26 protein-coding genes, 1 tRNA gene and 1 pseudogene are annotated in these 26,080 nt (G+C 68.6%); 13 read left to right on the top strand and 15 right to left on the bottom strand.

Annotated features, from left to right (window positions below):
- Position 1 precedes the first annotated feature (1 nt).
- Positions 2 to 868, bottom strand: a complete 867-nt coding sequence (locus FKV23_RS00750) for a TolB family protein (protein ID WP_141624962.1) — start codon at positions 866 to 868, stop codon at positions 2 to 4.
- Positions 869 to 988: 120 nt separating this feature from the next.
- On the opposite strand from FKV23_RS00750, the gene aroE reads away from it, so the two are divergent.
- Positions 989 to 1,837 carry a shikimate dehydrogenase gene (gene aroE, locus FKV23_RS00745; RefSeq protein ID WP_167284866.1) on the top strand — a complete coding sequence of 283 codons (849 nt, stop codon included), beginning with the start codon at positions 989 to 991 and terminating at the stop codon, positions 1,835 to 1,837.
- Between the two features lie 3 nt (positions 1,838 to 1,840).
- On the top strand, positions 1,841 to 2,095 hold the full coding sequence (locus tag FKV23_RS17075) for a YkgJ family cysteine cluster protein (RefSeq protein WP_167284864.1): 255 nt from the start codon (positions 1,841 to 1,843) through the stop codon (positions 2,093 to 2,095).
- A 3-nt stretch (positions 2,096 to 2,098) separates the two neighbouring features.
- Here the strand turns inward: FKV23_RS17075 and FKV23_RS00740 are convergent, their stop codons facing one another.
- The 5 genes from FKV23_RS00740 to FKV23_RS00720 form a co-directional block, all read right to left on the bottom strand.
- Positions 2,099 to 2,833, bottom strand: coding sequence for a UPF0149 family protein (locus FKV23_RS00740; protein WP_141622145.1), 735 nt, complete (start codon positions 2,831 to 2,833; stop codon positions 2,099 to 2,101).
- Positions 2,834 to 3,439: 606 nt separating this feature from the next.
- Positions 3,440 to 3,934, bottom strand: a complete 495-nt coding sequence (locus FKV23_RS00735; protein ID WP_141622144.1) for a hypothetical protein — start codon at positions 3,932 to 3,934, stop codon at positions 3,440 to 3,442.
- An 85-nt stretch (positions 3,935 to 4,019) separates the two neighbouring features.
- A complete protein-coding gene (locus tag FKV23_RS00730) occupies positions 4,020 to 4,340 on the bottom strand; it encodes a LysM peptidoglycan-binding domain-containing protein (RefSeq protein WP_141622143.1) in 321 nt (106 codons plus the stop codon).
- A gap of 109 nt (positions 4,341 to 4,449) precedes the next feature.
- Positions 4,450 to 5,274, bottom strand: a complete 825-nt coding sequence (queF, locus tag FKV23_RS00725) for an NADPH-dependent 7-cyano-7-deazaguanine reductase QueF (protein WP_141622142.1) — start codon at positions 5,272 to 5,274, stop codon at positions 4,450 to 4,452.
- 38 nt (positions 5,275 to 5,312) lie between these two features.
- Positions 5,313 to 6,647: a M20 family metallopeptidase gene (locus tag FKV23_RS00720; protein ID WP_141622141.1), complete on the bottom strand. Its 1,335-nt coding sequence runs from the start codon at positions 6,645 to 6,647 to the stop codon at positions 5,313 to 5,315.
- A 225-nt stretch (positions 6,648 to 6,872) separates the two neighbouring features.
- Here FKV23_RS00720 and FKV23_RS00715 point away from each other — a divergent pair, with 225 nt between their 5' ends.
- Positions 6,873 to 8,369 carry a S8 family serine peptidase gene (locus FKV23_RS00715; protein WP_141622140.1) on the top strand — a complete coding sequence of 499 codons (1,497 nt, stop codon included), beginning with the start codon at positions 6,873 to 6,875 and terminating at the stop codon, positions 8,367 to 8,369.
- A gap of 249 nt (positions 8,370 to 8,618) precedes the next feature.
- Here the strand turns inward: FKV23_RS00715 and FKV23_RS00710 are convergent, their stop codons facing one another.
- The 5 genes from FKV23_RS00710 to FKV23_RS00690 all read right to left on the bottom strand — a co-directional run bounded on the left by FKV23_RS00710 (position 8,619) and on the right by FKV23_RS00690 (position 14,077).
- Positions 8,619 to 10,751, bottom strand: a complete 2,133-nt coding sequence (locus FKV23_RS00710; RefSeq protein WP_141622139.1) for a hypothetical protein — start codon at positions 10,749 to 10,751, stop codon at positions 8,619 to 8,621.
- 385 nt (positions 10,752 to 11,136) lie between these two features.
- On the bottom strand, positions 11,137 to 12,333 hold the full coding sequence (zapE, locus tag FKV23_RS00705; protein ID WP_141622138.1) for a cell division protein ZapE: 1,197 nt from the start codon (positions 12,331 to 12,333) through the stop codon (positions 11,137 to 11,139).
- Complete coding sequence (locus tag FKV23_RS00700) at positions 12,326 to 13,027, bottom strand: alpha/beta hydrolase (protein WP_141622137.1); 702 nt, start codon at positions 13,025 to 13,027, stop codon at positions 12,326 to 12,328. Before FKV23_RS00700 ends, zapE begins: the two co-directional genes overlap by 8 nt.
- A 22-nt stretch (positions 13,028 to 13,049) precedes the next feature.
- Positions 13,050 to 13,508 carry a hypothetical protein gene (locus FKV23_RS00695; RefSeq protein ID WP_141622136.1) on the bottom strand — a complete coding sequence of 153 codons (459 nt, stop codon included), beginning with the start codon at positions 13,506 to 13,508 and terminating at the stop codon, positions 13,050 to 13,052.
- Positions 13,505 to 14,077, bottom strand: coding sequence for an RNA polymerase sigma factor (locus FKV23_RS00690; protein WP_141622135.1), 573 nt, complete (start codon positions 14,075 to 14,077; stop codon positions 13,505 to 13,507). The genes FKV23_RS00695 and FKV23_RS00690 overlap by 4 nt, the downstream gene beginning before the upstream one ends.
- A 176-nt stretch (positions 14,078 to 14,253) precedes the next feature.
- Here FKV23_RS00690 and FKV23_RS00685 point away from each other — a divergent pair, with 176 nt between their 5' ends.
- Complete coding sequence (locus FKV23_RS00685) at positions 14,254 to 14,586, top strand: DUF6249 domain-containing protein (protein ID WP_141622134.1); 333 nt, start codon at positions 14,254 to 14,256, stop codon at positions 14,584 to 14,586.
- A 230-nt stretch (positions 14,587 to 14,816) separates the two neighbouring features.
- On the opposite strand, the gene FKV23_RS00680 is transcribed toward FKV23_RS00685, so the two are convergent.
- The 3 genes from FKV23_RS00680 to FKV23_RS00670 all read right to left on the bottom strand — a co-directional run bounded on the left by FKV23_RS00680 (position 14,817) and on the right by FKV23_RS00670 (position 17,486).
- A complete protein-coding gene (locus FKV23_RS00680) occupies positions 14,817 to 16,673 on the bottom strand; it encodes an ExeM/NucH family extracellular endonuclease (protein WP_244244052.1) in 1,857 nt (618 codons plus the stop codon).
- A 106-nt stretch (positions 16,674 to 16,779) separates the two neighbouring features.
- Positions 16,780 to 17,295 (bottom strand): c-type cytochrome, encoded by a 516-nt coding sequence (locus FKV23_RS00675; RefSeq protein WP_141622133.1) that lies wholly within the window; start codon positions 17,293 to 17,295, stop codon positions 16,780 to 16,782.
- A gap of 114 nt (positions 17,296 to 17,409) precedes the next feature.
- Positions 17,410 to 17,486, bottom strand: a tRNA-Arg gene (locus FKV23_RS00670).
- A gap of 162 nt (positions 17,487 to 17,648) precedes the next feature.
- Here FKV23_RS00670 and ubiA point away from each other — a divergent pair.
- A complete protein-coding gene (gene ubiA, locus FKV23_RS00665; RefSeq protein WP_141622132.1) occupies positions 17,649 to 18,557 on the top strand; it encodes a 4-hydroxybenzoate octaprenyltransferase in 909 nt (302 codons plus the stop codon).
- A 100-nt stretch (positions 18,558 to 18,657) separates the two neighbouring features.
- On the opposite strand, the gene FKV23_RS00660 is transcribed toward ubiA, so the two are convergent.
- A complete protein-coding gene (locus FKV23_RS00660; RefSeq protein WP_407067636.1) occupies positions 18,658 to 19,302 on the bottom strand; it encodes a DUF938 domain-containing protein in 645 nt (214 codons plus the stop codon).
- A gap of 132 nt (positions 19,303 to 19,434) precedes the next feature.
- Here FKV23_RS00660 and FKV23_RS00655 point away from each other — a divergent pair, with 132 nt between their 5' ends.
- From FKV23_RS00655 to FKV23_RS00620, 8 genes and pseudogenes are all read left to right on the top strand, one after another.
- Positions 19,435 to 20,001: an RNA polymerase sigma factor gene (locus tag FKV23_RS00655; RefSeq protein WP_208543209.1), complete on the top strand. Its 567-nt coding sequence runs from the start codon at positions 19,435 to 19,437 to the stop codon at positions 19,999 to 20,001.
- Positions 19,988 to 20,362 carry a DUF6768 family protein gene (locus tag FKV23_RS00650; RefSeq protein ID WP_141622129.1) on the top strand — a complete coding sequence of 125 codons (375 nt, stop codon included), beginning with the start codon at positions 19,988 to 19,990 and terminating at the stop codon, positions 20,360 to 20,362. Before FKV23_RS00655 ends, FKV23_RS00650 begins: the two co-directional genes overlap by 14 nt.
- A gap of 45 nt (positions 20,363 to 20,407) precedes the next feature.
- Entirely contained in the window at positions 20,408 to 21,100 is a 693-nt protein-coding gene (locus FKV23_RS00645; RefSeq protein ID WP_141622128.1) for an alpha/beta fold hydrolase, read from the top strand.
- Positions 21,101 to 21,211: 111 nt separating this feature from the next.
- Entirely contained in the window at positions 21,212 to 23,701 is a 2,490-nt protein-coding gene (locus tag FKV23_RS00640) for a DEAD/DEAH box helicase (RefSeq protein WP_141622127.1), read from the top strand.
- Positions 23,702 to 23,893: 192 nt separating this feature from the next.
- A pseudogene (locus FKV23_RS00635) lies at positions 23,894 to 24,754 on the top strand (ribonuclease H-like domain-containing protein); the annotation flags it as partial.
- Positions 24,755 to 24,789: 35 nt separating this feature from the next.
- Positions 24,790 to 25,080, top strand: coding sequence for an I78 family peptidase inhibitor (locus tag FKV23_RS00630; RefSeq protein WP_141622125.1), 291 nt, complete (start codon positions 24,790 to 24,792; stop codon positions 25,078 to 25,080).
- Positions 25,081 to 25,145: 65 nt separating this feature from the next.
- On the top strand, positions 25,146 to 25,589 hold the full coding sequence (locus FKV23_RS00625) for a ribonuclease domain-containing protein (protein WP_141622124.1): 444 nt from the start codon (positions 25,146 to 25,148) through the stop codon (positions 25,587 to 25,589).
- Positions 25,586 to 26,026 carry a barstar family protein gene (locus FKV23_RS00620; RefSeq protein WP_141622123.1) on the top strand — a complete coding sequence of 147 codons (441 nt, stop codon included), beginning with the start codon at positions 25,586 to 25,588 and terminating at the stop codon, positions 26,024 to 26,026. The genes FKV23_RS00625 and FKV23_RS00620 overlap by 4 nt, the downstream gene beginning before the upstream one ends.
- Positions 26,027 to 26,080 lie beyond the last annotated feature (54 nt).

Raw genomic sequence — 26,080 nt, 5'->3', positions numbered from 1 at the left:
CTCAATCCAGGCACCCCGCCCGCCCGGCGACCTTCGGCGACACCGCGCGATAGAGGTCGAGGCCGCCGGCGCGCGGGGCACGGGCGCTGCCGGCGACCAGCAGTTCGGTCGGTTTGCTCCAGTCCGGGGTCGGGGCGAAGGTGCGGGCGTCGGCGCTGTTGAAGGACAGCTTCAGCGGTTCCGCTTCGCCGTAGGTGGCGCCGTCGCAATGGGCGACCTGGATCTGCGATACGCCGGCATTGCCACGCGTGAACAGCAGGGTCGCGCCGCCGGCGAGCCAGGCGGGATCGGTTTCATCGGCGGCGGTGTTGACCGTGCCGGGCAGCGGCACCGGTTCGATGAAGGCGTCGCCATCCCAGCGCGCGAGCAGCAGGTCGAGGCCGCCGGCACCGCCATGGCCATCGCTGGCGAACAGCAGCACGCTGCCGTCGGGACCGGGCATCGGCGCGCGCTCGTTTCCTTCGCTGTTGATGGCCGGGCCGAGGTGCTCGACCGCACCGATGCGGCCGTCGTCGAGCACCGTGGCGCGATAAAGGTCGAAGCCGCCGGCGCCGCCGTCGCGGTTGGAGCTGAAATACAGCCAGTGGCCATCCGGGCTGAAGGCCGGGTCGCCCTCATCGGCATCGGTGTTGATGGCGAGCGGGGCGGCGTCCTGCCAGCGTCCATCGACCCGACGGGCCTGCCACAGGTCGCTGCCACCGGCGCCGCTTTCGCGGCCGCGCACGGCCCAGACGATGCGTTGGCCATTGGCGCTGATCGTGGCGCCTTCCTCGTCGGCCGGGGTCGAGACCATGCGGATGCCCTCGATGCCGTATTCGGACAGACCGCTGGCGGCGACCGCAACCGGCATTGACGCGGCCCATGCCATGGCCGGGAGTAAACTGAACACAGCAGTGGCGGCGATGGCGGCGGCGGCGATGGCCCTCATCGGATGTCCTCGGATTTTTGGTTCAAGGTTTCTTCTTCCACCAGTCTAAGCGAGGCCCCCATGACCGAGATCAAGCGTTTTGCCGTGATCGGCCACCCCATCGCCCATTCGTTGTCGCCGCGCATCCATGCTTTCTTCAGCAAGCAGCGCAGGATCCCGCTGGAGTACAGCGCGATCGATGCCACGCCGGAGCAGTTCGAGGCCGCGCTGGAGGCATTCACCGCCGGCGGCGGCGATGGCGTCAACATCACCCTGCCGCACAAGGTGCGCGCGGCCGAGCTGTGCAATGAGCTGACCGAACGCGCGCGCCGCTGCGGGGCCGCCAACACCCTGATCCGCCAGGACCACGGCTGGCTGGGCGACAACACCGATGGCCTCGGCCTGGTCCGCGACCTGACCGATCGCCACGGACAGGACCTGCGCGGGCGAAAGGTGCTGCTGATCGGGGCCGGCGGGGCCGCGCGCGGGGTCGCGCCGGCATTGCTCGATGCCGGCATCAAGTCGCTGTACATCGTCAACCGCACACCGTCGCGGACCGATGCGCTGGCCGATGCACTGGGCGAACCGGCCCGCGTGCATCCGCGCAATTTCGAGGACCTGCGCCGCCTTGGCGGCTTCGACCTGGTCATCAACGCGACCTCGGCCGCGCGCGAGGCGGCACTGCCGTTCCTGCCCAGCTCGCTGATCGCACCGCGCGGCGATGCGGTCGACCTGAGCTATGGCGAAGTCGCGATCCCGTTCCTGGCCTGGGCGCGCGCGGCCGGTGGCGACGTGGTGATCGACGGCCTCGGCATGCTGGTCGAGCAGGCCGCCGAGGCGTTCCTGCGCTGGCACGGCGTGCGCCCGGACACGACCGCGGTCTACGAGGAGCTGCGCGCCTCGCATGCGCTGCTGACGACCGCCGACTGAACGATGGACTGCCGCCCGGGGTGTGGCGCGTGCTGCACCGCGCCGTCGATCAACTCGCCGATTCCGGGCATGCCGCACGGAAAGCCCGCGGGCATGCCTTGCGTGCAACTGGACGATGATTCGCGTTGCCGGCTGTTCGGCCAGCCGGAACGACCGGGGTTCTGCGTCTCGCTGCGACCCTCGATGGAGATGTGCGGCGCATCGCGCAGGGAAGCGATGGTGGCACTGGCGGCGCTGGAACGGCTGACCCGGCCGTGATCCTCAATCGTCGTTGGCGGCGGCGCCGCAGCACTTCTTGTACTTGCGGCCGCTGCCGCAGGGGCAGGGTGCGTTGCGGGCCGGGGTGTCGCCGCGGCGAAGCGGCTCGTGCGGGGTCAGCGCGTCAATGCGGTAGTGGTGCAGGTCGGCGAGCATGCCGGGCAGGCTGGCGATGATTTCCAGCCGTTCGCGATAGCCGATCGGGGTGGCCGGCTGGGTCGGGTCCTCGCCCAGCACCTCGCCGCTGGCGAGCTGGTCGAACAGGCCGAAGATCTGCTCCATCCAGTCGTTCTCGTCCAGCCAGCGGTCCCAGGCCTCCTCGCGCAGCGACACGCCGGTGAAGAACCCCAGTGCCCAGTCGCGGCCGACGTCGAGATCGTGCTCGTCGACCTCTTCGGGCAGGCCTCCCTCAGGGTCCTCCGGCAGCCACAACAGCGGGGCGAGGTGGTCGGGCAGGTCGTCGTCGCCGTGGCGCACGCGGGCGGCGGCCATGTTGTGGTGGCCGAGCAGCAGCGCCTCGACATCGCTGCGCTCGGCCTCGTCGGCCCAGCGCGGCGGCTTGCCCCAGACCGGCGGCATCCACTCGGCCGCCGGCACCTCGTCAGGGCCGACCACCAGCGCGCTCAGGTAGCCGTCCAGTGCCTCCAGGTTGAAGCCGCGGAACGGTACCGCGCGCTGCTCCAGCAGACCGGCAAGGCGTTCGATCTGGTCGTCGTCGAGGTAGGCGGGAATCTTCATCGGTACGGACAGCGGTTCGGGACGCGCATGGTAGCGCGCCCGTCCATCTGTGGCCCGGGCAAGGAAAAAAGGTTCTTCGCCCAACCGAGGGGAAAGCACCGGGCCTGTTGGATGACCGGGGCGCCGGGGGCGAAGGCCCTTGGATGCGAATGTCCCCGGCACCGGCCAGGGCCGGCGCCTCCTCCTTGATTTCGCACCCAAGGACCTTCGCCCCCGGCGTTCCGACATGACCGGTGGTTCCAGAAGCGCACTCCCAGGGAGGGTCTGCTTGGCGTTCCAGCGTGGCCGCGCGATCCCGACGTGGCCTGCCGGCCTTGACGGCGAAATCAAGGAGGAGGCCGCCGCCATCGGCGGCGGCCGGGGGACATTCGCCGTCAAGGCCGGCAGGTCGCGTGGGGACAGCCAGGTAGCGGCGAGAAACGGCATCGAACGCAGAACGCAAGCGGCAGAAGGCGAGCTCTCCCTCACTTGGCAGAAGAGCCAAAAAAAGGGCGCGATTCGCATCGCGCCCGGGCTTGCCCACCCAATCGGGCGGAGAGAGAGGGAATGGAAAGAAGCGGCCGCACGACATTGCGGGAGGTGGCGCCGTGCGACCGCGTCGTCCGGTTATCTGACCTCGAATTCGCGGCTCTGGGCCACGGCGCCATTGAGCAGCACCTCGACCTTGTAGTTGCCGGTCGGCCAGCCATCGGGCTTGCTGATCTCGAAGGTGGTCACGCCCTTGCCGCTGAAGTCGATGTCCTTTGACTCCTCGTGGACCGGGGTGTCGCCTTCGTAGGTCCACCTGACGCCGAGGTTGCCGGTGACGTTCGCGGCCGGATCGCTGGTCGCGGTTGCCACTGCGGCAATGATGGTGTCACCGGTGGCGAAGGTGCTCGCCGGCGATTCGATGTTCATGTCGGCGCCGATGCTGGTGCCGAGCTCGACCCCGCTGACCGAGACGGTGGTCATGACCGGCGCTTCCGGCGCGGCGGGTTCGAATGTGGGCGCGGGTGACGGCGCGGCGGCCTCCGGTGCGGGCTCGGACTTCTTGCAGCCGGCAACGGCCAGGGTGGCTACCAGGGCCGCGGCAACGGCGTGGGTCGAGCGGTAACGCATCATGCGGTTCTCCTCGGGAAGCGATTCGAAGAAGCTGGATTCAAAGATCCGATTCGAAGATCGGGGTTCGAAGATGCAGCGCGCGGGCTCAGGCCTCGCCGCTTTCGGGTTCGATGCTCGGGATCTTCAACACCTGGCCCGGCATGATCCGGTCAGGGTTGTCGAGCTGGTCGCGGTTGGCTTCGAAGATCACCGGCCATTTGTTGGCCTTGCCATAGAACTGCCTGGCGATCGCCGACAGCGTGTCGCCCTTCTCCACCGTGTAGGCCTGTTCGACCGGATCGATGATCTCCTCGGTCGATTGCACCGACGATTGCACGTTGCCGAAGTCGGGTTTCTTGACGATCTCCTCGGTGGTTTTCACCGCGCCCTTCACGTTGGAAAAGTCGGGCTTCTTGTCTGTGCTCATCCAGGACGGTCCTCGCCGATGCGGGTCGTTGGGCGCACAGTCGCACGCGTCCTGTTAAGGAATCATTGCGGCCGGGTGAAGACCTTGCTCGACGCTTGAATGATTTCCCCTATTGACGTGTGTCGCGCGTCGCAGTTGGACGATCATGGCCCGGCGTGGCCCGCCACGGATTGATGTCGAGGCCGCCACGACGGGTGTAGCGCGCTTCCACCGACAGCGACTGCGGTGCGGCATGTGCGAGCAGGTCGGTGAAGATGCGCTCCACGCATTGCTCGTGGAACTCGGCGTGGTCGCGGAACGACACCAGGTAGCGCAACAGCGCGGCGCGGTCGAGCTTAGGCCCGCGGTACGCGATGACGACGGTGGCCCAGTCCGGCTGGCCGGTAACCGGGCAGTTGGACTTGAGCAGGTCGCTGTGCAACACCTCGTCGACAATCCTGCCGACATCGGCGGACAGCAGTTCCGCACGCGGCGGGCCGTAGTGCTCGATGTCGATGTCGAGCGCGTCGAGGCATTCGCCCTCGCCCTCGACCGTCATTGGCGGCAGTCCGAACGCAACCCCGACCGGCGCGCCGGCTGCCGCCGACAGATCGGTGGCGATGCGCGTGCGCACCGTCTCGTCATCGTCGAGGCGGGTCGCATTGAAGGAGTTCAGGTACAGCTTGAGCGACTTGGATTCGATCAGGAACGGCGAATCGGCCGGTACCTCGAAGGTCGCGGTCGCCATCCGCGGCTTGCCGCGTGCATCCAGCCAGCTCAGTTCGTAGGCATGCCAGCGGTCGATGCCGACGAACGGCAGCGCGGCTTCATCGATACCGATCTCGCGGCGGCCGAGCGAACGCGCGATCGGGAACAGCAGGCCGGCATCGTAGAGGCGTGGATAGTCGACATGGCGGCCGAGCGGGAGGCCGGCCGAGGGTGGGGTGTTGGTCATGACCGCATTTTAGGTTCTTCTCCCCGGCATCGCGGCGCTCAGCCCTGCGGCGGATCGTCGAGGTAATCCAGCGCGACCTGCAGCAACGCGCGCACGCCGACGTCGAGCGCGGACTCGTCGAGGAAGAATTCCGGCGAGTGGTTGCTCGGCGCGGTCTTGGGGTCCTTGCCCTTCGGCGTCGAGCCGACGAAGAAGAACAGGCCCGGCACCTCGCGGGCGTAGTACGAGAAGTCCTCCGCACCCATGGTCAGGCCGGGATCGACCACGTTGCCGGCGCCGACCACCTTTTGCAGGCTCGGGATCATGCGCGCGGTCAGATCGGGATCATTGACGGTGACCGGGTTGCCCTTGGTGTCGGGCACCTGGGCGTCGGCAATGGCGCCGTGGGCCTCGGCCACCTTTTCGGCCACCCGGGTCAGGTCGGTGAACACCTGCTGGCGCATGTCCTCGTCGAAGGTGCGGATGGTGCCGACCAGCTCGACCTCGTCGGGAATGATGTTGTAGCGGATGCCGCCCTTGATCGCTCCGAAAGTCACCACCACCGGCTGCTTCGAAATGTCCTGGCGGCGGCTCACGATCGTCTGCGCGCTGCCGATCACGTCGGCCGCGGCAACGATCGGGTCGACCCCGCCCCACGGTCGCGAACCGTGCGTCTGCCGGCCCTTGACCACGATATTGAAGCGGTCCGAGGCCGCCATCAGCGGCCCGCCGCGCACGCCGATCTGACCGGCGTTGAGGGTCGAGAACACGTGCAGGCCGAATACCGCGTCGGGCCTGAAATCGCGGAAGATGCCCTGCGCGAGCATTTCCTCGGCGCCGCCTTCCTCGCCGTCCGGCGGGCCTTCCTCGGCGGGCTGGAAGATGAACATCACCTCGCCCGGCAGTTCGTCCTTCATCGCCACCAGCGCCTCGGCCACGCCCATCAGCACGCTGGTGTGGGCGTCGTGGCCGCAGGCGTGCATGACCCCGGTGGTTTCGCCACGGAAGGTGGTGGTCACCTTGGACGCGAACGGCAGCCCGGTGCGCTCGGTCACCGGCAGCGCATCCATGTCGGCACGGATCGCGATGCGCGGCCCCGGCTTGCCCCCCTTGAGCACCGCGGTCACGCCGGTGGTGGCGATGCCGGTCTTCGGCTCCAACCCCAGCTCGCGCAGGTGCTCGGCGACCAGCGCAGCAGTGCGTACTTCACGATTGCCGAGTTCGGGGTGCTGGTGGATGTCACGGCGCCAGGCGACGACCTTCGCGTTCACCGCCTGCGCCGCGGCGGCGACTTTCGGGTGCTGGGCGTCCTGTGCGAAAGAGGACGGGACGATGCCGAGCGCCGCTGCCAGCGCGACAGAAATGGCAAGCAGATTGAAAGGCGATGCGTGCATGACGGACTCCGGTGAAGGCAGGGCCCGATCCTAGCCGCCAAGCGGCTGCGACCGCACCCCACCATCGGTGTGTTCGGGACGGTTGCCAGCGCAACCCTCGATGTGACTGTAATCGCATTTTTACACGTTCATCACCTGTTAGGTTTCGTCTTCGCCTCGAAGGGGATACAGGGGCGAGTCACCGCCAGGCAAGGCTCTCGCAACTTCACTGCAATGAGAGACTCCATGAAGCACAAGCAACTCGCGCTGGCCCTCGGGGCCGCATTGACCGTAGCCGTGTCCGCCAGCGCATTCGCCGGCCAACCGGACCCCAACCGCGTCATCATCAAGTTCAAGCCCGGTGCGGCCGCGCAGGCCGAAGCCGCGGTGCGCGCGGCCGGCGGCAAGGTCCACCTGAAGATCCACGGCGCCGATGCGTTCGCGGTCAGCGTACCGTCGCAGGCATTGAACGGCCTCGGCCGCAATCCGAACATCGAGTACGTCGAGCAGGACGTGCCGCGCTATGCGAACGCGCAGGTCACGCCGTACGGCATCGACAACGTGCAGGCGCCGCAGACCTGGGCGGTCGGCGCCGAAGGCGATGGCATCAAGGTCTGCGTGATCGACTCCGGCATCAACGTCAACCATGAGGACTTCGCCGGCGTCAGCATGAGCGGCTACGCCTCCCCGGGCCAGACCTGGTACACCGACAGCTGCGGCCACGGCACCCATGTCGCCGGCACGATTGCCGCAGCCAACAACAACGTCGGCGTGGTCGGCGTCAGCCCGGGCAAGGTCTCGCTGCACATCATCAAGGTGTTCGACGGCGGCGAGTGCAAGTGGAGCTACAGCTCCTCGCTGGTCGACGCGGCCAACCGCTGCCACAGCGCCGGCGCCCGCGTCATCAACATGAGCCTGGGCGGCGGAATGAAGAACAGGAGCGAGGAAACCGCCTTCAACAATCTCAACAACAGCGGCGTGCTCAGCATCGCCGCGGCTGGCAACGACGGCAACAACCGCCACAGCTACCCGGCCTCTTACAGCAGCGTGGTGTCGGTGGCCGCGGTGGACGAGAACAACGTCCGCGCGAGCTTCTCGCAGTACACCAACCAGGTCGAGCTTGCGGCCCCGGGCGTGGGCGTGCTGAGCACCTACCCGACCAGGAGCGCCTCGTTCAGCACCGGTGGCAGCGACTACATCGTGTCGGCGATGGACGGCAGCATCCAGGCCACCGCCAGCGGCGCGATGGTCGACGGCGGCCTCTGCACCTCGGCCGGCAACTGGAGCGGCAAGGTGGTGATGTGCGAGCGCGGCGACATCAGCTTCGCCGACAAGGTCGCCAACGTTACCGCTGGCGGCGGTGCGGCCGCGGTGGTCTACAACAACGTGTCCGGCGGCTTCTCAGGAACGCTGGGCGGCAGCTCGATCATCCCGGCGATCAGCATGACCCAGGAAGATGGCCAGGCGCTGGTGGCCGGCAGCATCGGCACGACCGCCAATGTCAGCAGCGTCTTCGAGTCCGACACCAGCGGCTATGCCTACCTGGACGGCACCTCGATGGCGACCCCGCACGTGGCCGGCGTGGCGGCGATCATCTGGAGTGCCAACCCGGCGGCGACCAATCAGGCCGTGCGCAATGCGATGACCAGTACCGCGCTGGACCTGGGTGCGACCGGCCGCGACAACTACTACGGCCATGGCCTGGTACGGGCCTTCGAGGCGGTGCAGGAACTGGTGAAGTAAGACGGCAGCAACCTGGCCCCCTGCGGGGCCAGGTCCTCCGGTTTTCGAGGGCCCGCACTGCGGGCCCTTCCTTTTTGTTTCTTTCCCCAATCAAAGCGCCGGGCCTGTTGAATGACCGGGGCGCCGGGGGACATTCGCCGTCAAAGCCGGCAGGCCACGTCGGGACAGCCAGGTAGCGAAGAGAACCAGAGATCGAACGCGAGCGGCAGAGCCGGCGCACCTTCGCTGGTGCGCCGGCAATGGAGGCGGCTACTTCTCCAGGCAGAAGCCGGCGCTGTGGCTGGCTTTTTGCCCGACCGACTGGCTGTTGACGATCGCCCGGTCGACCGCGACCACGCGAATCACGTAACCGCAGGGCTTCATGCCCGTGGTGTCGAGGCTCCAGTTGTCGCCTGGTGCCAGTGCGGTGTTGGACAGGCCGGACGATGGGCTCGGCACGCCCACCCCGGCCGGGTTGACCGCCGGCTCCACCCCGAGGCTGTAGCTGCGCAGATGATCGTCGCGCGCCACGAACCGGCCAAGCAGCATGTCGCCGATCTTGAACTTGCCGCAATCGCCGGTGCCGGCGGTGATCTCGATCGACGCTTCCGGCCCGGTGTTGTCGAGCTGGACCAGGTGCGTGTCCGGGCTGCCCACCGTGGGCGCAGCCGGGTTGGAGGCTGCGCCGGCATAGCTGGTCAGCCGCACCTGCCACTTGTCGTCGCCGGTGCTGTCCCACTGCGCCAGCACGCTGTTGACGTTCTGGGTGAAGTCGACGTAGTCGAAGCGTCCGGTGGCCGGGTCGGCAAGATGCTCGTGGGTGGTGCCGTTCTGGCGGGTCAGGACCAGCTTGTTGACCACCGCGGTCGGCGCGCCGCCACCGGCCGGGATCACTTCCACCTTGTAGCTGTGGCCGAGCAACGGTGCGCCCTGCGCGGTGACCCGCCTGGCGAACGGGCACGCCCGGCCGAACGGATCGGGCGGCAGGTTGTTGGTCGCGAACACCGCATCCGGCGTGGTCAGGCCGCTGCCGTTGTCGATCATCGACACGGGGATGCCACCGAGGATCGCGATCTTGCCGGCCGGCGCCTGCGCGGCGGGGGCGATGTTGATCTGGGTCTCCTCGCGGTTGCCCCAGGCCGGCACGTAGTTCGGGTTGCTGCACGGTACCGGCGCGTTCCACGACAGGATCGCGCGGACCCGTACCAGCCGCGGGCCGTCCTTGCACGGCCGCCGGTACTTGTTGAGATTCACCGGCAGCCGTACCGCGTAGTACACGTCCTGTTGCGGGCTGGCCGATACGTCGTAGACGCGTACGTCGGCGGTACCGAGGCAGGTCTCGAAGCTGCCATTACCGTCGAAGTCGGCCCAGAAGGTCACGTACTCGCGGCTGCCGTCGGTACACGGACCGCCGGAGTAACCGGAGGCCTTCTTCACCTGGATCACGCCGACCAGGGTGTCGGGCGCGTTCGGGTCCAGACCGATGCACTTGAGTTCCTCGTAGCGGGTGTCGCCGTCGGTCTTCGGGTACAGCAGATCGACGATCTTGGGATCGAACTTGAGGCCCGGCAGCAGCGCGGAGAACGACTCGGCGCCGAGCTCCAGCTTCGACTGGGTGAACGCGGCCAGCTCCTTGAACGCGAAGCGGTGCACCGGCACGTCCTGGCCGCGGTACAGCGTGGCCAGTTGCATCGCGCTGAGCGCCTTGGGCGTGGTCGCGATCGGCTGGTCCGGCGACAGCAGCTCTGCCAGCTGCGGCGGGAACTTGACCTTTGCGACCTCGAACAGGTCCTTCGGGAACCAGAAGCGCTGCGGCTCGACGAGGATGTTGGCGTCGCGGACATTGCCCCACACCGGGGACCAGTGCGGCTGGTTGGCCGGTGGCGGATTGTTCCAGGACAGGATCGCGCGCGCGCGGATCAGCGGTGCGAACACGCACAGCTTGCGCTTCGGGTCGACCTTGAGCTGCGCCGCGTACTCGAGCCGATTGCTGCCGCTGGTGCCCTCGGGGACGTTGTGGGCCTGGAAGCTGGTCAGGCCCTGGTCTTCCCAGCTCGCGCCGTTGTCGTAGGACAGGTAGAAGCGCACGTACTCCGGGCTGCCGGGACCGCAGATACCGGTACCGTAACCGGCCGGCTGATGGATGTAGACGACCGCTTCGAGATGCTTGTGCTGCGGGTGGTAGCCGAGGCAGCCGAGCGATTCATAGTGGGTGTTGCCCTTGATCGGCAGCACCGGCTTGAACGGGCTTTTTTCGAGGTTGCCGAAGTAGTTGGGGTTGGCCAGCAGCAACGACTTGAACGCAGTGCGCTCGTTGAGGAAGGCGCCCCTGGTGGCGGCGACGGTCTTGGTGCTGGTCTTGGTGCTGGTCCTGGTCGTGGACTTGCTTGCTTTGCTTTTCATTGCGGACATTCCTTTTCGGTCATGCAAACCCGACCGGCCGCCGATTCGAGGCAGCCGCCATGTGCGGGTTCTTGGGGAGATGTGCGGGAACCGCAGTCCTTTGTTTTGCTTCCATTGCCTTCGCGCTTGAACCGCTCCATTGCGGCGGTGCCGCACTCCAGTGCGCCTGATGCGATCAGGTCCGGTCGGCACGTAAGCGAACTGCCGGGCCGTACCGTCTGAAAACGGGACGACGGCGGCAGTTGCCGCTTCCGTGCCTTGTTTGCAACGCGGCGCAACGGCGGAAGCGGACACGGCGCAGGCGGCGTCGTGCAGCGGCCGCGTGCGGGCCTGCTGCAGGAACGACCCTTCACGCAACGATCACATTGCAATCGGCGGTAGGCGCTTACGGCCGGTGTTCGAGCGCCAGATATTCCGCGCTCTGCATCTCGATCAGGCGCGAAGCGGTGCGTTCGAAGGCATGGGCGAGTTTCTGTCCGCGGTACAACGACACCGGGTCGGCGGCGGCGGTGCAGACCAGGTTGACGTGGCGGTCGTAGAGTTCGTCGATGAGGTGGACGAAACGGCGCGCCGGGTCGTCGTTGCTGCCGTCGAAGACGGGAATTCCACCCACCAGCACGGTGTGGTGCTCGGTGGCGATCTCGATGTAGTCGCCGGCCGCGCGCGGGCCCTCGCACAGCGCGGCGAAGTCGAACCAGGCATGGCCTTCGGCGAGGCCACGCACCGGGATCTCGCGGCCGTCGATGATCAGGTGCGACTCGTCGTGCGGACAGGCATCGGAGAGGGTGTGCCAACGCTCGCTGAGCCAGGCCTCCGAGCCGGCGTCGAGCGGGGCGCGATAGACCGGCGACTGGGTCAATGCGCGCAGGCGGTAGTCGGTGGCGCTGTCCATGTGCATGACGTGGCAATGCGCCTGCAGTTGCGCGATCGCGGGCAGGAAGCGCTCGCGCTGCAATCCGTCCTTGAACAGCCCGGACGGCTCGATGTTGGAGGTCGTCACCAGCGCCACGCCCTCGGCGAACAGGCGTTCGAGCAGGCGCCCGAGCAGCATCGCGTCGCCGATGTCGTGAACGAAGAACTCGTCCAGCACCAGTACCCGCAGATCGCGGCGCCACTGCCGCGCGATCGTCTTCAGCGGGTCGGACTCGCCCTTGTGCGCGCGCAGTTCGGCGTGGACCTCGCGCATGAAGCGGTGGAAGTGGGTGCGGCGTTTGCCACCTTCGCCACCCTCACTCCACCGTTCGCGCCGCGAACGGTCCCCCTCTCTCCCGCCACCGCTCGGGAGAGAGGCGGCGGCGCGGCCTGCGGCCGCGACATTCCGCATGGGCAGCCCATCGAAGAACAGGTCGATCAGGAAGGTCTTGCCGCGACCGACCCCGCCCCACAGGTACAGGCCTTGCGGTGCGTCGGGCGACTTGCCGCGCAGGCGATCGAACAGCCCCTGCCTGGGCGGATCGAGCAACGCCGCGTGCAGGCGGTCGAGTTCGGCCAGCACCGCGCGCTGGGCCGGGTCGTCCTGCCAGTCGCCACGGGCGACGCCGTCGGCATAGCGGCGCGACGGCAACACTGCCTGCTCAGCCATGCGTGGGGGTGATCTCCGCGGGCAGGTACGGGCGGATACCGTTCTTGATCGCGCCGCGCAGGTCCATCAGCCGGCGATGGAAGAAGTGGCTGGTGTCGGGCATGCGCACCAGTTCGGGCGGGTTGCGGCGGCCATCGAGGCCTTCCAGCCAGGCGTAGACCGCTTCCGGGTCGACGACCTCGTCGGCGTCGCCCTGGATCACCAGCCACGGACAGTCCGGCGGGGTGATCGCGTCGAAGTCCCAGCCGCGCCCGGCCGGTGGCGCGATCGAGACCAGCATCCCCGGTTGCAGTTCGGCCGCCAGCGACAGCGAGACATAGGCACCGAAACTGAAGCCGGCCAGCCACAGCGCATGGCCGGGCCGCTGCTGGCGCACCCAGGCGGCGACCGCGCGCAGGTCGTCGCGCTCACCGCGGCCTTCGTCGAACTCGCCTTCCGACGCGCCGGTGCCGCGGAAGTTGAAGCGCACGATGGCGATGCCGGATTCGCGCAGCGCGCGCGCGGCCATCGTCACCACCTTGTTGTGCATGGTCCCGCCCTCGGTCGGCAGCGGATGGCAAACGATCGCGACGGCGCGGCGCGGGTGGCCCTCGGCCGGCTCGGCGATCAGCTCGATCGCGCCTGCCGGCCCCGGCAGGATCAGGGTGGCGGCTTCATCGGTCGGAAATACCGGGAACTCGGAGGGGGCGTTCATCCGACCATGATACGGCGCGGCGTTAATTCCCTGTTGAAGCCTGCCCACCCGGGCCCGGCCGCGAACCCTGCAGCAGGCGGTCCAGCACCCAGGCGCCGCCCAGCCCGGCAGCCGCGGCCACCAGCATCGGCCACGGGAGTGCGCGCCACTGGGCCAGGCTGGCCTGGAGCCCGTCGAGTACCGCGCCCCCGCCCCAGGCCGCAAGGGCGGCCAGGGCCAGCACGGGCAGCAGGCGCATCAGCCAGGCTTCGATGCCGGCGCGTTCATCATGGTCGCGCGTCAGCCGCTCCATCTGCAGGGCGAAGGTCGGCGGCGGCTCGGGCAGCGGTGCCGAGCGCACGGCATGGTAGACCGCGCGATAGCGGTCGATGGCCGGATCGGTGGGTTCGGTGCCGGTGCGGGCCTGTTCGGCCTCGGCCTGGCGTCGTGCTTCCCGTACCTGGGCCGGGTCCGGGTTCGGATCGGGGTGGCGGATGTTCATGACGGACAGGCCTCCAGGGTTTCCAGGTGCTGGCGCAGGCGCAGGCGGGCGCGGAACAGGTAGTTCTTGACCGTGCCCTCGGGCAGGTCGGTGATGCGCGCCACCTCGGCGATGCCCAGTTCCTCCATGTGGTACAGCGTGATCAGGGTCCGCTGCAAGGGCGGCAGCGCTTCGATCGCGGCATGCAGGTGCCGCATCAGGTCGGCATCGGCGACGCTTGCGGCCAGGTCGAAGCCGTCGTCGACCCACTCGACTGGTGAGACGCCGTCCATGTCCGGCTCGACCATCGGCAACCGCCTGCGCTGCATGTGGCGGCTGGCGACGCTGAAGGCGATCCGTCCGATCCAGGTGCCCAGCGCGCTTTCGAAGCGGAACTGGTCGAGGCGCCGATGTACCTGCAGGAACACCTCCTGGGCGAGATCGCGGGTGTCCTCCGGCTGCTGCACGACCCGGTACACCAGGTGCCAGACCAGCTTCTGGTAGCGCGTGACCAGGGCTTCAAAGGCGCCCGGGCGGCGCGCCATCACGGCGGCCACCATCGTCCTGTCGTCACCCGGGCTGCGTTCCATTGCGCAATGGATACACCCGACGGGCAGGTGGTTGCACGTGGCCGGCGTCATCCCGACGATCGGCGGTGGGCTGGCCGGCGGAGACTCCGGGATGGAAACCAGCAGAGGTGCAACCGCTCGTGCGCCGCCTGTCTCCATTGCATCGACCGGGGCATGGTGCCCCCTGGAGATGCCCCATGGTAGACATCATTGCCCTGTTCATTCCGATTGTCTTCGCGGTCTGTGTGGTGCTGGCGATCCGCGTGGTCGTCGAAGCGCGCCTGCGCCGCCGCCTGGCCGAGACCCACGCCAGCGAGGATCTGATCCGCACGCTGCTGCTGGCCGACCAGGAGAACCGCCGCCAGGCCTCGCTCAAGTGGGGCATGGTGCTGGTGCTCACCGGCATGGCGTTCGGGATCATCGACATCGCCGGCCTGACCCACGAGGACGCCGCCAGCTACGGCGTGATCTTCGCCGCGATCGGCCTGGGCATGATCGGTTATCACCTCCTGCAGCGCGACCGCGGTTGATCCATGCGGCGGCCATGGCGTCCGGAGTGACGCCTGGCCGCCGTCTTCCGCCGTCGTCGCAACGACGTGGCACGTGCCGCGTGCCACGGCCGGCAAAGAGACTTCCACCCGCAGGTGGGCACGCCTCGACAAAGTGCAAGCGAGGGCCCGGCTGGAGGCGTTGACGGTTGACGCAGACGGATTGAGCGGACCCACACGTCGGCAATCCGCGATGGCGGCGACCGTACCGCTCAGTCGGAGGTCGCGCTGGAAGCCGTCACGCCGCGCGCCGAATCCCAATCGAAGCCCAGCAGCAGCGGGTCGTGGTCGGAACTGCGCCAGGGGCCATCGCTGCGCTGGGCGCCGGCATAGCCGGCGCGGCGCGGCTCATCGGCGTTGCTGTGCCAGACGGCGGCGCCACGCAGATGGCGGGTCAGGGCCGGGCTGAGCAGGGCGTGGTCGAGGCGGCCGACTTCACCTGCGTAGACATAGTTGTAAGGGTCCTCGACCCTGGCCATGGCAAAGGCATCTCGCCAACCACGCTCGGTCAGCACGCGCAGCGGCTCTTCGGCGGCGTAGGCATTCATATCGCCGATGATCACTGCAAGATTGCTGCCATTTCGGGTTGGATCCTGCTGCAGCCAGTCTGCCAGCCGGGCCGCCGACTCGACCCGGGTAGCATTCCAGCAGCCGGCGCCATTGTCGCGGTCGCCGCGTTCGGCCTCGGCACAGCCGCCCTTGGACTTGAAGTGGTTGGCAACCACCACCAGCGCCGGACCGCCCGCCTTCGATACGAACGCCTGGGCCAGCGGCACCCGGCTGAGCGGGCCGAACGGGCCTTCTTCGAGGATCGCCGGACGGCCTTCGGTGCGGACGCGGTCGCCGCGGTAGACCAGACCGACCCGGATCGCGTCGTCGCCGGGACCGCGGCCGCTGCGCCGGCAGCGCTCGATGCAGGCATCGACGAAGCGCCAATGCCCCCCTCGGCCGCCATTGAGCGCATCGACCAGGGCGGCGATGCTCGAATCCGGCCCGTAGCCGTCGTTCTCCAGCTCCATCAGCGCAGCGATGTCGGGGTCGAGCGCGCGGATCGTCGCCACCAGTTTGGCCAGCTGGAGCCGGTACTGCTCCGGGCTTTCCGCGCCGCGCTCGGTCGGGAAGCCACCGCCCTGACCGTCGCCGTTGAACAGGTTCTCCAGGTTGAACGCCGCCAGCCGCAGGTTGCCGGGCACCTCGGGCGCCCGTGGTCGCGGCTGCTCGGCCAGGGCCGGCGGCACGTCGAGTTGCAGCCGGTACGCACCGTGGCGGTGGTCGAGAATGCCCTCGGCGCCGGTGATGGTGCTGCCGCTGCGCAGGGTCACCGCCTGCTCTGGCCATACGCTGTCGGCCAATGGGCGGTTGTCGCCGGCGCGACCGTCGTCGAGCAGCAGCCGGCGGCGGGCATTGTCGGCGGCGATCGCGCGGGCGGCGTCGGTACCGGGGGTGGCACGCTCGGCCGGCTGCCACAGCCGGCCGTCGAAACTGACCAGCATCTCGCCATGGCGCTCCAGGCCGTCGAGGCTGGCTACGGTCAAGGGCGCGACGATCTTCACCCGCATGCCCTCGTAGCGCTCCCAGTCCTGGGGCGGATTGCGCAGTTCGGTGACCCGGACCTCGCCGAGGCCGAACTGTTCGACCTTCTCCGGCACCAGGGTGGTCAGGCGCACCTGGCCGCCGGTATCGAGCTCGACCACCCGCCCCCGCACACTGACATGAGCACCACGGCGCAGCTGGTTGCGCCAGGGATCGTCGTCGCCGACCTGGACGAAGATCGCGTCGGAGGTGGCCGGATTGCCGTCGCCGGCATCCTGCAGATAGACCCCGCCCAGACCGGAGTCACCAGTGAAGTCGGCGGTCACCACGCCCTTGACCTGGACTGTCTGGCCGGTCATCGGACTGCGGGCACGGTCGCCCTGCACGGCACCGATCGGCAGGACCGCGACGTTCGTGCCATTGCCTGCCGCTCCGTCGCTCCCGGACCGCGGTCCTTCGCAGCCGGCCAGCAGCGCCAACAGCAGCGCCGGACCGGCGGCGGAGCGGAAGATGGAACGGAGCGGGACGACTGGCATGCAGGAACTCGGAAGCGGATACGGACAGTATCGACAGCCCGGACCGGAAAATGACAACGCCGCCCGCAGGCGGCGTCGGATCATTCAGGCTGGGGTCGCACGGGGCCTACTGGAGGTTGTCGACCATCCAGTCGACGGTGGCGATGACCTGCTCATCGGTCAGGGCCGGGTTGCCGCCCTTGGGCGGCATGATGCCGTCGGCACCGGTGTAGCCCTCGATGGCGTGCCTGTGCAGGGTCTCGGCACCCTGGCCGAGGCGCGCGGTCCACTGGGCGCGGGCCATGGTCGGCGCGCCACCGGCACCGGAGTTGTGGCAACCGGCGCACAGGCTGTTGTAGATCACCTCGCCATCGAGAGTGCCGCCATAGGCGACCTGCGAGGCCGCCTTGGCCACCGCTGCAGCCGCGGCCGCAGCCTGGGCGGCAGCACCGGTGCTGCCGGCATAGACCGCGCCGACCGGGGCGATGCGACGCTCGGTGCGCTGGGCGGCGGCCGGATCGGCTTCGCGCGGCAGCTGCTTGTGGATGACCACGGCGCCGATGATCAGGCCGAGGGTGACCAGCACCAGGAAGCCGATCACCATCGAGAAGTGCTTGAGGAATTCGAGGTCGTAGTTGCGCACGATCCACCTGTGTGGCGCGCCATCGGGCGGCGCGCGAAGCCATCAAAAGGGCCGCCCATGCGGCCCATGCCAGATACGGTCGCCAGTCACTGGAGCCACCCCCGGTGACGGAGATGGCGCGCCCGGAGGGATTCGAACCCCCGACCAATGGCTTCGGAAGCCACTACTCTATCCGGCTGAGCTACGGGCGCCTGGCTGGTGTCCCGGCCGCCGATGCGGACATCGGATGGCGCGGGGCGGATCATTCTAGCGGCAAATGCGTTTTTTGGCGCCTCCCCGACAGTAACGGTAGATAATCCCGTGCCGGCGCCGTGTCCGCCCGTGGCCCACGCCCTTCCCCTGCCCCGCACCACATGCCTTACGAACGCTACGCCTCTCCGTCCGTCCCGCTCTGGAAGCGCAAGCTGCAGCTGTACTGGCAGCTGGTGCGCGGCGACCGCCCGATCGGCTGGCTGCTGCTGCTGTGGCCGACCTGGTGGGGCCTGTGGCTGGCCGCCGGCGGGGTGCCGCCGCTGTGGACCTTGTTCGTGTTCAGCGCCGGGGTCTGGCTGACCCGCTCGGCCGGCTGCGTGATCAACGACTACGCCGACCGCTGGCTGGATCCGCATGTCGAGCGCACCCGCGGCCGACCGCTGGCAACCGGCGCGGTGTCCGGGCGCGAGGCACTGGCCGTGTTCGCAGTGCTGATGCTGGCCGCGTTCGCGCTGGTGCTGACGATGAACCGGCTGACCGTGTACCTGAGCTTGGTAGGTGTGGTGCTGGCGGCGAGCTATCCGTACCTCAAGCGCTACACCTACCTGCCGCAGGTGTACCTGGGCATGGCGTTCGGCTGGGGCATCCCGATGGGCTTCGCCGCGGTGCAGGGCGAGGTGCCGGCGCTGGCGTGGCTGCTGTACGCGGCCAACATCCTGTGGTCGACCGGCTACGACACCTGGTACGCGATGGTCGACCGCGAGGACGACCTGCGCATGGGCAGCAAGTCGACCGCGATCCTGTTCGGCGACATGGATCTGATCGCGCAGGGCGTGCTGTACACGCTGTTCCTGGTTGCAATGGCACTGGTTGGCCAGCGCGCCGGGCTCGGTTCCTGGTACTGGGCTGCGATGCTCGTGGCCGCGCTGCTGGTGGCATGGGAGTTCGCGCTCGCCCGCAAGCGCCAGCCTGCGGCCTGTTTCCGCGCCTTCCTGCACAACCACTGGATCGGCGCGGTGCTGTTCATCGGTATCGCGCTGGCATTGTGGTTGCAGCCTGTCGCGGCCTGATCCCCGTAGCCCGGGTAAGCGAAGCGCACCCGGGAATGCATCAGCCCGATCCCGGGTGCGCTTCGCTTACCCGGGCTACGACGTTGCAGGAGTTATGAAGTCACGGGGTTCCGCAGCGACGGCGCCAGACCAGGCAACGGTTGTTGGCCGGCATCGCCACATCCTCGACGAGTCGCAGACCGATGCCGGCAGCCAGCGCATTCACCGCCTCGAAGTCGCGGATGCCCGAACGCGGGTCGCGCGCCTTCAGCCAGCCGTCGAACTCGCGATTGCTGGCGCTGGTGTAGCCGCCGCCGTAGTTGAACGGGCCGTAGACCACGACCGTCGCGGCCGGAGCCAGCACCGTCGCCAGCCCGGCGAAGAACGCCTCGACCTCGGCCCAGCCCATGATGTGCAGGGTGTTGGCGCTGAACACGGCGTCGTACCCCGCGGCGTCGGGCAGCGGCGGTGACGGGCTGAAACCCGGCAGCGGTGCAGCCACCGCGGCCAGTTCAATGGCGGGCGGAGTGTTCGGCAGGCCGGCCTCGTCCAGCCATTGGCCGATGCCCGGCAGGTATTCGGCCCGGTCGGCGCACTGCCAGGCCAGCCACGGCATCGCCGCGGCGAAGTGCACCGCATGCTGGCCGGTGCCGCTGCCGATTTCCAGCACGTGGCGCGCGTTGGCGAAATGTCGCAGCAGTACTTCGAGGATCGGGCCGCGGTTGCGATCGCAGGCCGGTGAGAAAGGTTTTCCGGTCGTCTCCATGATTCGCGCATGATCGCGCATCCGCCAGAGCGCCGCTCCGGGCCGCGCAAAGCGACCACAACCCGAATTGAACCGTTTCCCACGACCGCGACACCTGTATATGTGCAACGTGGAACAAACGGGGGCCGGCGCGTGCGGCGGGATACGCAGAGAATCTTCGATGAATACCTGGCCACATCGGCGCGCGCGGGCGACCGCGACGCCTGGCAGCGGCTGGTGGAGCGCTGGCAGCCGCGACTGCTGCGCCATGCATGGCGCCTGTGCGGCGATCCCGAGCAGGCCCGCGACCGGACGCAGGAGGCCTGGCTGGAGATCTTCCGCGGCCTGCGCCGGCTCGACGACGTGGCCGCGTTCCCGGCCTGGGCGTTCCGCATCGTCACCCGGCTGTGCCAGCGCGCGTACCGCCGTGCCGGACGCGATCCGCTCGACGGTGCCGAGCCGCCGGACGCGATGGAGATGGCGACCGCGGCACACGAAGGCGGCGAGCACGCAGCCGAGGTCACCAACGTGCTGGCCGCGATGCGCGAGCTGCCGCCAGCACAGCGCGCGGCACTGGCGCTGTTTCATCTCGAACACCTGGGCGTGGCGGAAATTTCCATCGCGCTCGACATCCCGCCGGGCACGGTCAAGACCCGGCTCATGCATGCGCGGCGCAAGATCCGTGCACGACTTGGAGAAACCAGCGATGAGCAAGACTGACGAACTGATCGAACGCGCGTTGTCGGCCGAGGACCGCGAACTGCTGGCCCGCCACACCGAGCCGGGTTACTTCAGCCAGGCCTTCGGCCTGTTCCGCGGATCGCTGGGCTGGGTGGTGTGGCTGGCCTACCTGACCAGCATCGCCGCCTTCGCCGGCTTCATCTGGGCGCTGTGGCAGGCCTGGACCACGCCCGAAACCCTGCTCGCGGTGCGCTGGGGCGTGGTCGCGATAGTGCTGTTCCAGTACACGGCCATGGTCAAGTCGTTCCTCGGCACCCACATGGAAGCCAACCGCACCCTGCGCGAGCTCAAGCGGATCGAGCTGCAGGTGGCGATGCTGCGCGAGAAAGACAACATGTAGATCGGCACGCCCTCACTCGACCTGGACTAGTACCCTGCAACGATCATGACCGCACTTGTCGTCCTTCCCGGCCTGGATGGCACTGCCACCCTGCACTCGGCGTTCTGCGCAGCCGCAAACTTCACCTTCGACACGATCAAGGTCGTTCCATATCCGCCGGACCATCCGCTTGGCTACGCCGAACTCGAAACCCTGGCTCGTGCCGAACTTCCGTCGACACCGTTCGTCCTGCTGGGGGAGTCGTTTTCCGGCCCGATCGCGCTGTCTGTTGCAACCGATCCACCGCCTGGCCTGATCGGGATTGTCCTGTCGACCACCTTTGCGAGGCCGGCGATCCCGGCGCTGTCGCCATTCGCACCATTGGTCCGCTTCATGCCCGCCCGCGCAGCGCCCATCGCGCTGCTGTCCTGGTGGCTGCTGGGCCAGTGGACAACCCCTGCGCTGCGAAGCTCTCTCAAGAATGCTTTGGATTCCGCGGCCTCCTCAGTGCTGGCTTTCCGGGCCGCAGCCGCACTGCGCCCGCCTGCGGTCAATCTGGCCGCCATATCCGCGCCCACCCTTTACCTGCGCGCCACCGGGGATCGTCTGCTCGCTGCGTCGGCCGGCGAACACATCCGTTCGTCCATACCTCAATCGCGTCTGGTCGACATCGCAGGTCCGCATTTGCTGCTCCAGGCCGCGCCCGGGCCGTGCGCCCATGCGATCGGCGACTTCGTCCAAGACATCCACGATGGGTAAGCGTCGCAAGTATTCCGGATGACAGTCCCAGCCATCGTCCACCACCTCCCAGCCCATCGTCTCACCGGCTGAGACACGGTTCTGGCCCACTGCCGCCATTTGGAGGCAGCGATGGAACTGGCACTATTGCGAGCCGACGGCGGCGGCGAAGCCACCGACCGTGGCGCCGGCCGGCCTGTGCGCCGCGACGGCGACGGCGCCGCATTGGCCCGGCGGCTGGCCCTGCGCTACCGCGACCGCATCACCGGCCGGTTCACGATCCTGGGCCGTGAAGGCCGCTATGCCGATCTGCCGGTCGAACTGCCACCGGAGCTGGCGACGGCCATGCGCGCACGCGGCATCGACCGGCTCTACAGCCATCAGGCCGAGGCCTGGGAGGCGACGCGACGCGGCGAGCATGTCGCGGTGGTCACCCCGACCGCCTCGGGCAAGTCGCTGTGCTACACGTTGCCGGTCGCCGCGGCGGCGATGCAGGCGCGCACACGCGGCGGTCCGTCGAAGGCATTGTTCCTGTTCCCGACCAAGGCGCTGGCGCAGGACCAGGTCGCCGAGCTGCTCGAACTCAGCCGTGCCGGCGACCTCGGCCTGAAGGCCTTCACCTTCGACGGCGACACCCCCGGCGACGCGCGCCAGGCGATCCGGCTGCACGGCGACATCGTGGTCAGCAACCCGGACATGCTGCACCAGGCGATCCTGCCGCATCACACCAAGTGGGCGCAGTTCTTCGAGAACCTGCGCTACGTGGTGATCGACGAGGTCCACAGCTACCGCGGCGTGTTCGGCAGCCACGTCGCCAACGTGCTGCGCCGGCTCAAGCGGATCTGCGCGTTCTATGGCGCCTCGCCGCAGTTCATCCTGTGCTCGGCGACGATCGGCAACCCGAAGGCGCATGCGCAGGCGCTGATCGAAGCGCCGGTGACCGCAATCGAGCAGTCCGGCGCCCCGAGCGGCGACAAGCACGTGCTGTTGTGGAATCCGCCGGTGGTGAATCCCGATCTTGGCCTGCGCGCCTCGGCGCGCTCGCAGAGCAACCGCATCGCCCGCATCGCGATCAAGACCGGGCTGAAGACGCTGGTGTTCGCGCAGTCGCGAACGATGGTCGAGGTGCTGACCAAGTACCTCAAGGACGTGTTCGACCACGACCCGCGCAAGCCCGCGCGCATCCGCGCCTACCGCGGCGGCTACCTGCCGACCGAGCGCCGTGCCGCCGAGCGCGACATGCGCGGCGGCCACGTCGACGGCATCGTCAGCACCTCGGCGCTGGAGCTGGGCGTGGACATCGGCGCGCTCGACGTGGTCGTGCTCAACGGCTATCCGGGCAGCGTCGCCGCGACCTGGCAGCGCTTCGGCCGTGCCGGCCGCCGGCAGAAGCCGTCGCTGGGAGTGATGGTCGCCAGCTCCCAACCGCTCGACCAGTACGTGGTCCGGCATCCGGAGTTCTTCGGCGAGGCGCCGCCCGAACACGCCCGCATCGCGCCGGACCAGCCACTGATCCTGTTCGACCACATCCGCTGCGCGGCATTCGAGCTGCCGTTCGAGGCGGGCGAGCCATACGGCCCGATCGAGCCGTCGCTGTACCTGGAAGCACTGGCCGAGTCCGAGGTCGTGCACCGCGAAGGCGACCGCTGGGAATGGATCGCCGACAGCTACCCGGCCAATGCGGTGTCGCTGCGTTCGGTGGCCGACGGCAATTTCGTCGTCGTCGACCGCACCGGCGGCCGCCAGACGATCATCGCCGAGGTCGACTACTCGGCCGCCGCGCTGACCCTGTACGAAGGCGCGATCCACATGGTGCAGAGCACGCCGTACCAGGTCGAACGGCTGGACTGGGACGGTCGCAAGGCCTACGTCACCCGCACCCATGTCGACTACTACACCGACGCGATCGACTATACGAAGCTGAAGGTACTCGAGCGCTTCGATTCCACCGCGGCGGGTCGCGGCGATGCGCAGCACGGCGAGGTCCACGTGGTCCGGCGCGTGTCAGGCTACAAGAAGATCCGCTACTACAGTCACGAGAACATCGGCTACGGCCCGGTCAACCTGCCCGACCAGGAGCTGCATACCACCGCCGCGTGGTGGCAGCTGCCGCAGGCGGTGCTGCTGGCGTGGTTCGGCTCGAAGCAGGAGGCGCTGGACGGTTTCCTCGGTGCCGCATACGCACTGCACGTGGTGGCGACGGTGGCGGTGATGGCCGACGCGCGCGACCTGCAGAAGTCGGTCGGCAACGGCGACGGCAGCTGGTTCGCGAGCGCCGATGCCCATGGCCGCGGCCAGTTGCGCGGCCTCGACGGCGCGGCGCGCGACATCGAATCCGAAGCCCGCTTCACCCCGACCGTGTACCTGTACGACAACTTCCCCGGCGGCGTCGGCCTCAGTGAGCCGTTGTGGACGCGGCAGGCGGAACTCGTGCAGCGTGCGATCGAACTGGTCGAGGGGTGCGACTGCCGGGCCGGCTGCCCGGCCTGCGTCGGGCCCATTCTGGCCGGCGATGAGCTTTCCCGTGATGAGCCGGCGACGGACGAGAACGCGGCGGCCACACCGAAGGCGTTGGCCCGGCGCGTGCTCGGCCTGCTGCGGGACAGCGCCGATGCGCCGTAGCCCGGGTAAGCGGAACGCACCCGGGACCCATTGCCATCCAACCCCGGGTGCGCGTCGCTTACCCGGGCTACGAATTCACATGCGCGCAAGGACAGCGCAAGACCCCGTCCCCGGTTCGGCTCCACCTTGCCCGCGCCGCGAACTCCACGAGTTCATATGAGCGCAGCGATTGACCGCCTGCGGATATTGCAGCGACAGGCGGGCACGTCCGCTCCGACAGCAGCGACGCCGGACACGACCCCGGCGCGTACCGCGGACCCCGCCTCGCTGCATCGCCTGCTCCGCATCCGCGAACGCAAGGCATCGTCGCAGTCCCACTCCGCGGACCGCACACTTCCCGGCAAGGAGATCGTCCCCGGCCTGCACCTGATCAGCAGCCACCTGCCGTTACCGCCACCGTCCACGCCGATACCACTTGGCTTCGCCCGCCGCGACAGCAGCATCGCGCCGCAGCATCTGCTGTTCTTCGACACCGAAACCACCGGTCTGGCCGGCGGCACCGGCACCCGTGCGTTCCAGATCGGCGCGGCCGACTGGCACGACGATCCGCTGCAGGGCCCCGGCCTGCGCGTGCGCCAGCTGTTGATGACGACGATGGCCGCCGAGCCGGCGATGTTGCGCGCGTTCGCCGGCTGGTTGGCGCCCGACACCGTGCTGTGCAGCTACAACGGCCGCTGCTACGACGCCCCGCTGCTCAAGGCACGTTACCGGCTGGCGCGGCTGCCCGACCCGATCTCGCCGCTCGACCACCTTGACCTGCTGTTCCCGACACGGCGCTTTCACAAGGGTCGCTGGGCCGACTGCCGGCTGGCCACGGTCGAACGCGAACTGCTCGGCATCGTGCGCGAGGACGACCTGCCCGGCGCACAGGCACCGGCGGCGTGGCTGTCCTGGCTGCGCGGTGGGCCGGCGACCAACCTGCGCCGCGTCTGTGCGCACAATCATCAGGACGTGGTGACGCTGGCCCGACTGCTGCTCGCGCTGGCGTCCAGCGCCGACGACACCGCGATCGCGTTGCCGGGTCTTCATGCCGCGCGAACGCGCGCGGTGTAGCCTGCCCGGCACACAATTCCAGAAGGAATGCCATCATGCGCCCGACTCTGACCCTGATCGCGGCATCGACCCTGCTGCTCGCCACCGCCTGCACCACCACACCACTGCCGCCGCAGACGATCGGACAATGCAATGCCGAGCCCGCGAGCTGGGCGATCGGCCGCGCGCCCGACCAGAACCTGATCGATGACGTGCTTCGCGATACCGGCAGCCGCGACGTGCGTGTGCTCGAACCCGGGATGGCGGCGACGATGGACTACCGCGCCGACCGGGTGAACATCGACGTCAACGATCGCGGCGCGATCACCGGCATCCGCTGCGGATGAGCCGCAGGCCCGGCTCCAACGGGCCCGGCGCCAACCGACACGGCGCGAGCAGACTCGCTACCGGCATGCGCCGGCCGCTCTGGCTGCTTGCCGCCATCGTCCTGCTCGGCCTGTGGCTGTGGGCGCAGCACGGCAATGACGGCGCGCTGCCGGTTCCGGCCAGCGACGGCGTCGGCGTCGGTGTCGACACTCCACGCACGGCAGATGCGCTTCCGGCGTTCCTGCCCCCGGAAGCGCGGCCGGTGCTTGTGCGCATCGCCAAAGGCGGTCCGCATCCCCACCGCCAGGACGGCGGCGTGTTCCAGAATCGCGAACGGCGGCTGCCACAACAACCGCGTGGCTGGTACCGCGAATACACCGTCGCCACTCCCGGCGCGCGCGATCGCGGCGCGCGCCGGATCGTCACCGGAGGCGACCCGCCGAGCGAGTACTGGTACACCCGCGATCATTACCGCAGCTTCCGGCGCTTCGACTGGGCGCCTGCGGCCGGCACGGAGGCGGCGCGATGATCCCCGACGAAGAACTCACCGGCCTGCTGGCCGACCCCGCACAGGCCGGCGTCTATTTCGTCGACGCACGCGACAGCACGGCTTTGACCCGGGCTGCGACCGCGCTCGACTACGCCCTGCTGCGCATCGACCTGGCCGACTGCCCGGACAAGGCCGGCCTGATGGAGTGCTTCGCCGCAGCCGGTCGGTTCCCGGACTGGTTCGGTGGCAACTGGGACGCGCTGGCCGACACACTCGCCGACCTGTCATGGTGGCCGGCCCCGGGCTATGTGCTGCTGATCGAGCATGGCGGTGACTGGCGCGACAGCCACGCCGACGACTTCGCGGTCCTGCTCGACATCCTCGATGACACCGCCCGGCGCTGGGCCGCGGCCGGCACCGGCTTCTGGGCCCTGCTGCCACTGTCGGCCGAGCAGCTGGCACGGCTGGAAGACTGAGCGGGCCACCGACCCGCCACGATCGATACGCGACAACGATCACGTTTCGCCTCC

The organism is Lysobacter alkalisoli (assembly GCF_006547045.1).
In the GTDB taxonomy this organism is placed as follows: domain Bacteria; phylum Pseudomonadota; class Gammaproteobacteria; order Xanthomonadales; family Xanthomonadaceae; genus Marilutibacter; species Marilutibacter alkalisoli.
Note: the sequence above shows the minus strand (reverse complement) of the source record. Positions and strands in the feature narration are given on the sequence as shown.

Bases quoted from the DNA above. Each gene is read 5' to 3' on its own strand.
- FKV23_RS00750 (WP_141624962.1), bottom strand. From the start codon at position 868: ATGGCATGGGCCGCGTCAATGCCGGTTGCGGTCGCCGCCAGCGGTCTG.
- aroE (WP_167284866.1), top strand. From the start codon at position 989: ATGACCGAGATCAAGCGTTTTGCCGTGATCGGCCACCCCATCGCCCAT.
- FKV23_RS17075 (WP_167284864.1), top strand. From the start codon at position 1,841: ATGGACTGCCGCCCGGGGTGTGGCGCGTGCTGCACCGCGCCGTCGATC.
- FKV23_RS00740 (WP_141622145.1), bottom strand. From the start codon at position 2,833: ATGAAGATTCCCGCCTACCTCGACGACGACCAGATCGAACGCCTTGCC.
- FKV23_RS00735 (WP_141622144.1), bottom strand. From the start codon at position 3,934: ATGATGCGTTACCGCTCGACCCACGCCGTTGCCGCGGCCCTGGTAGCC.
- FKV23_RS00730 (WP_141622143.1), bottom strand. From the start codon at position 4,340: ATGAGCACAGACAAGAAGCCCGACTTTTCCAACGTGAAGGGCGCGGTG.
- queF (WP_141622142.1), bottom strand. From the start codon at position 5,274: ATGACCAACACCCCACCCTCGGCCGGCCTCCCGCTCGGCCGCCATGTC.
- FKV23_RS00720 (WP_141622141.1), bottom strand. From the start codon at position 6,647: ATGCACGCATCGCCTTTCAATCTGCTTGCCATTTCTGTCGCGCTGGCA.
- FKV23_RS00715 (WP_141622140.1), top strand. From the start codon at position 6,873: ATGAAGCACAAGCAACTCGCGCTGGCCCTCGGGGCCGCATTGACCGTA.
- FKV23_RS00710 (WP_141622139.1), bottom strand. From the start codon at position 10,751: ATGAAAAGCAAAGCAAGCAAGTCCACGACCAGGACCAGCACCAAGACC.
- zapE (WP_141622138.1), bottom strand. From the start codon at position 12,333: ATGGCTGAGCAGGCAGTGTTGCCGTCGCGCCGCTATGCCGACGGCGTC.
- FKV23_RS00700 (WP_141622137.1), bottom strand. From the start codon at position 13,027: ATGAACGCCCCCTCCGAGTTCCCGGTATTTCCGACCGATGAAGCCGCC.
- FKV23_RS00695 (WP_141622136.1), bottom strand. From the start codon at position 13,508: ATGAACATCCGCCACCCCGATCCGAACCCGGACCCGGCCCAGGTACGG.
- FKV23_RS00690 (WP_141622135.1), bottom strand. From the start codon at position 14,077: ATGGAACGCAGCCCGGGTGACGACAGGACGATGGTGGCCGCCGTGATG.
- FKV23_RS00685 (WP_141622134.1), top strand. From the start codon at position 14,254: ATGGTAGACATCATTGCCCTGTTCATTCCGATTGTCTTCGCGGTCTGT.
- FKV23_RS00680 (WP_244244052.1), bottom strand. From the start codon at position 16,673: ATGCCAGTCGTCCCGCTCCGTTCCATCTTCCGCTCCGCCGCCGGTCCG.
- ubiA (WP_141622132.1), top strand. From the start codon at position 17,649: ATGCCTTACGAACGCTACGCCTCTCCGTCCGTCCCGCTCTGGAAGCGC.
- FKV23_RS00660 (WP_407067636.1), bottom strand. From the start codon at position 19,302: ATGGAGACGACCGGAAAACCTTTCTCACCGGCCTGCGATCGCAACCGC.
- FKV23_RS00650 (WP_141622129.1), top strand. From the start codon at position 19,988: ATGAGCAAGACTGACGAACTGATCGAACGCGCGTTGTCGGCCGAGGAC.
- FKV23_RS00645 (WP_141622128.1), top strand. From the start codon at position 20,408: ATGACCGCACTTGTCGTCCTTCCCGGCCTGGATGGCACTGCCACCCTG.
- FKV23_RS00640 (WP_141622127.1), top strand. From the start codon at position 21,212: ATGGAACTGGCACTATTGCGAGCCGACGGCGGCGGCGAAGCCACCGAC.
- FKV23_RS00630 (WP_141622125.1), top strand. From the start codon at position 24,790: ATGCGCCCGACTCTGACCCTGATCGCGGCATCGACCCTGCTGCTCGCC.
- FKV23_RS00625 (WP_141622124.1), top strand. From the start codon at position 25,146: ATGCGCCGGCCGCTCTGGCTGCTTGCCGCCATCGTCCTGCTCGGCCTG.
- FKV23_RS00620 (WP_141622123.1), top strand. From the start codon at position 25,586: ATGATCCCCGACGAAGAACTCACCGGCCTGCTGGCCGACCCCGCACAG.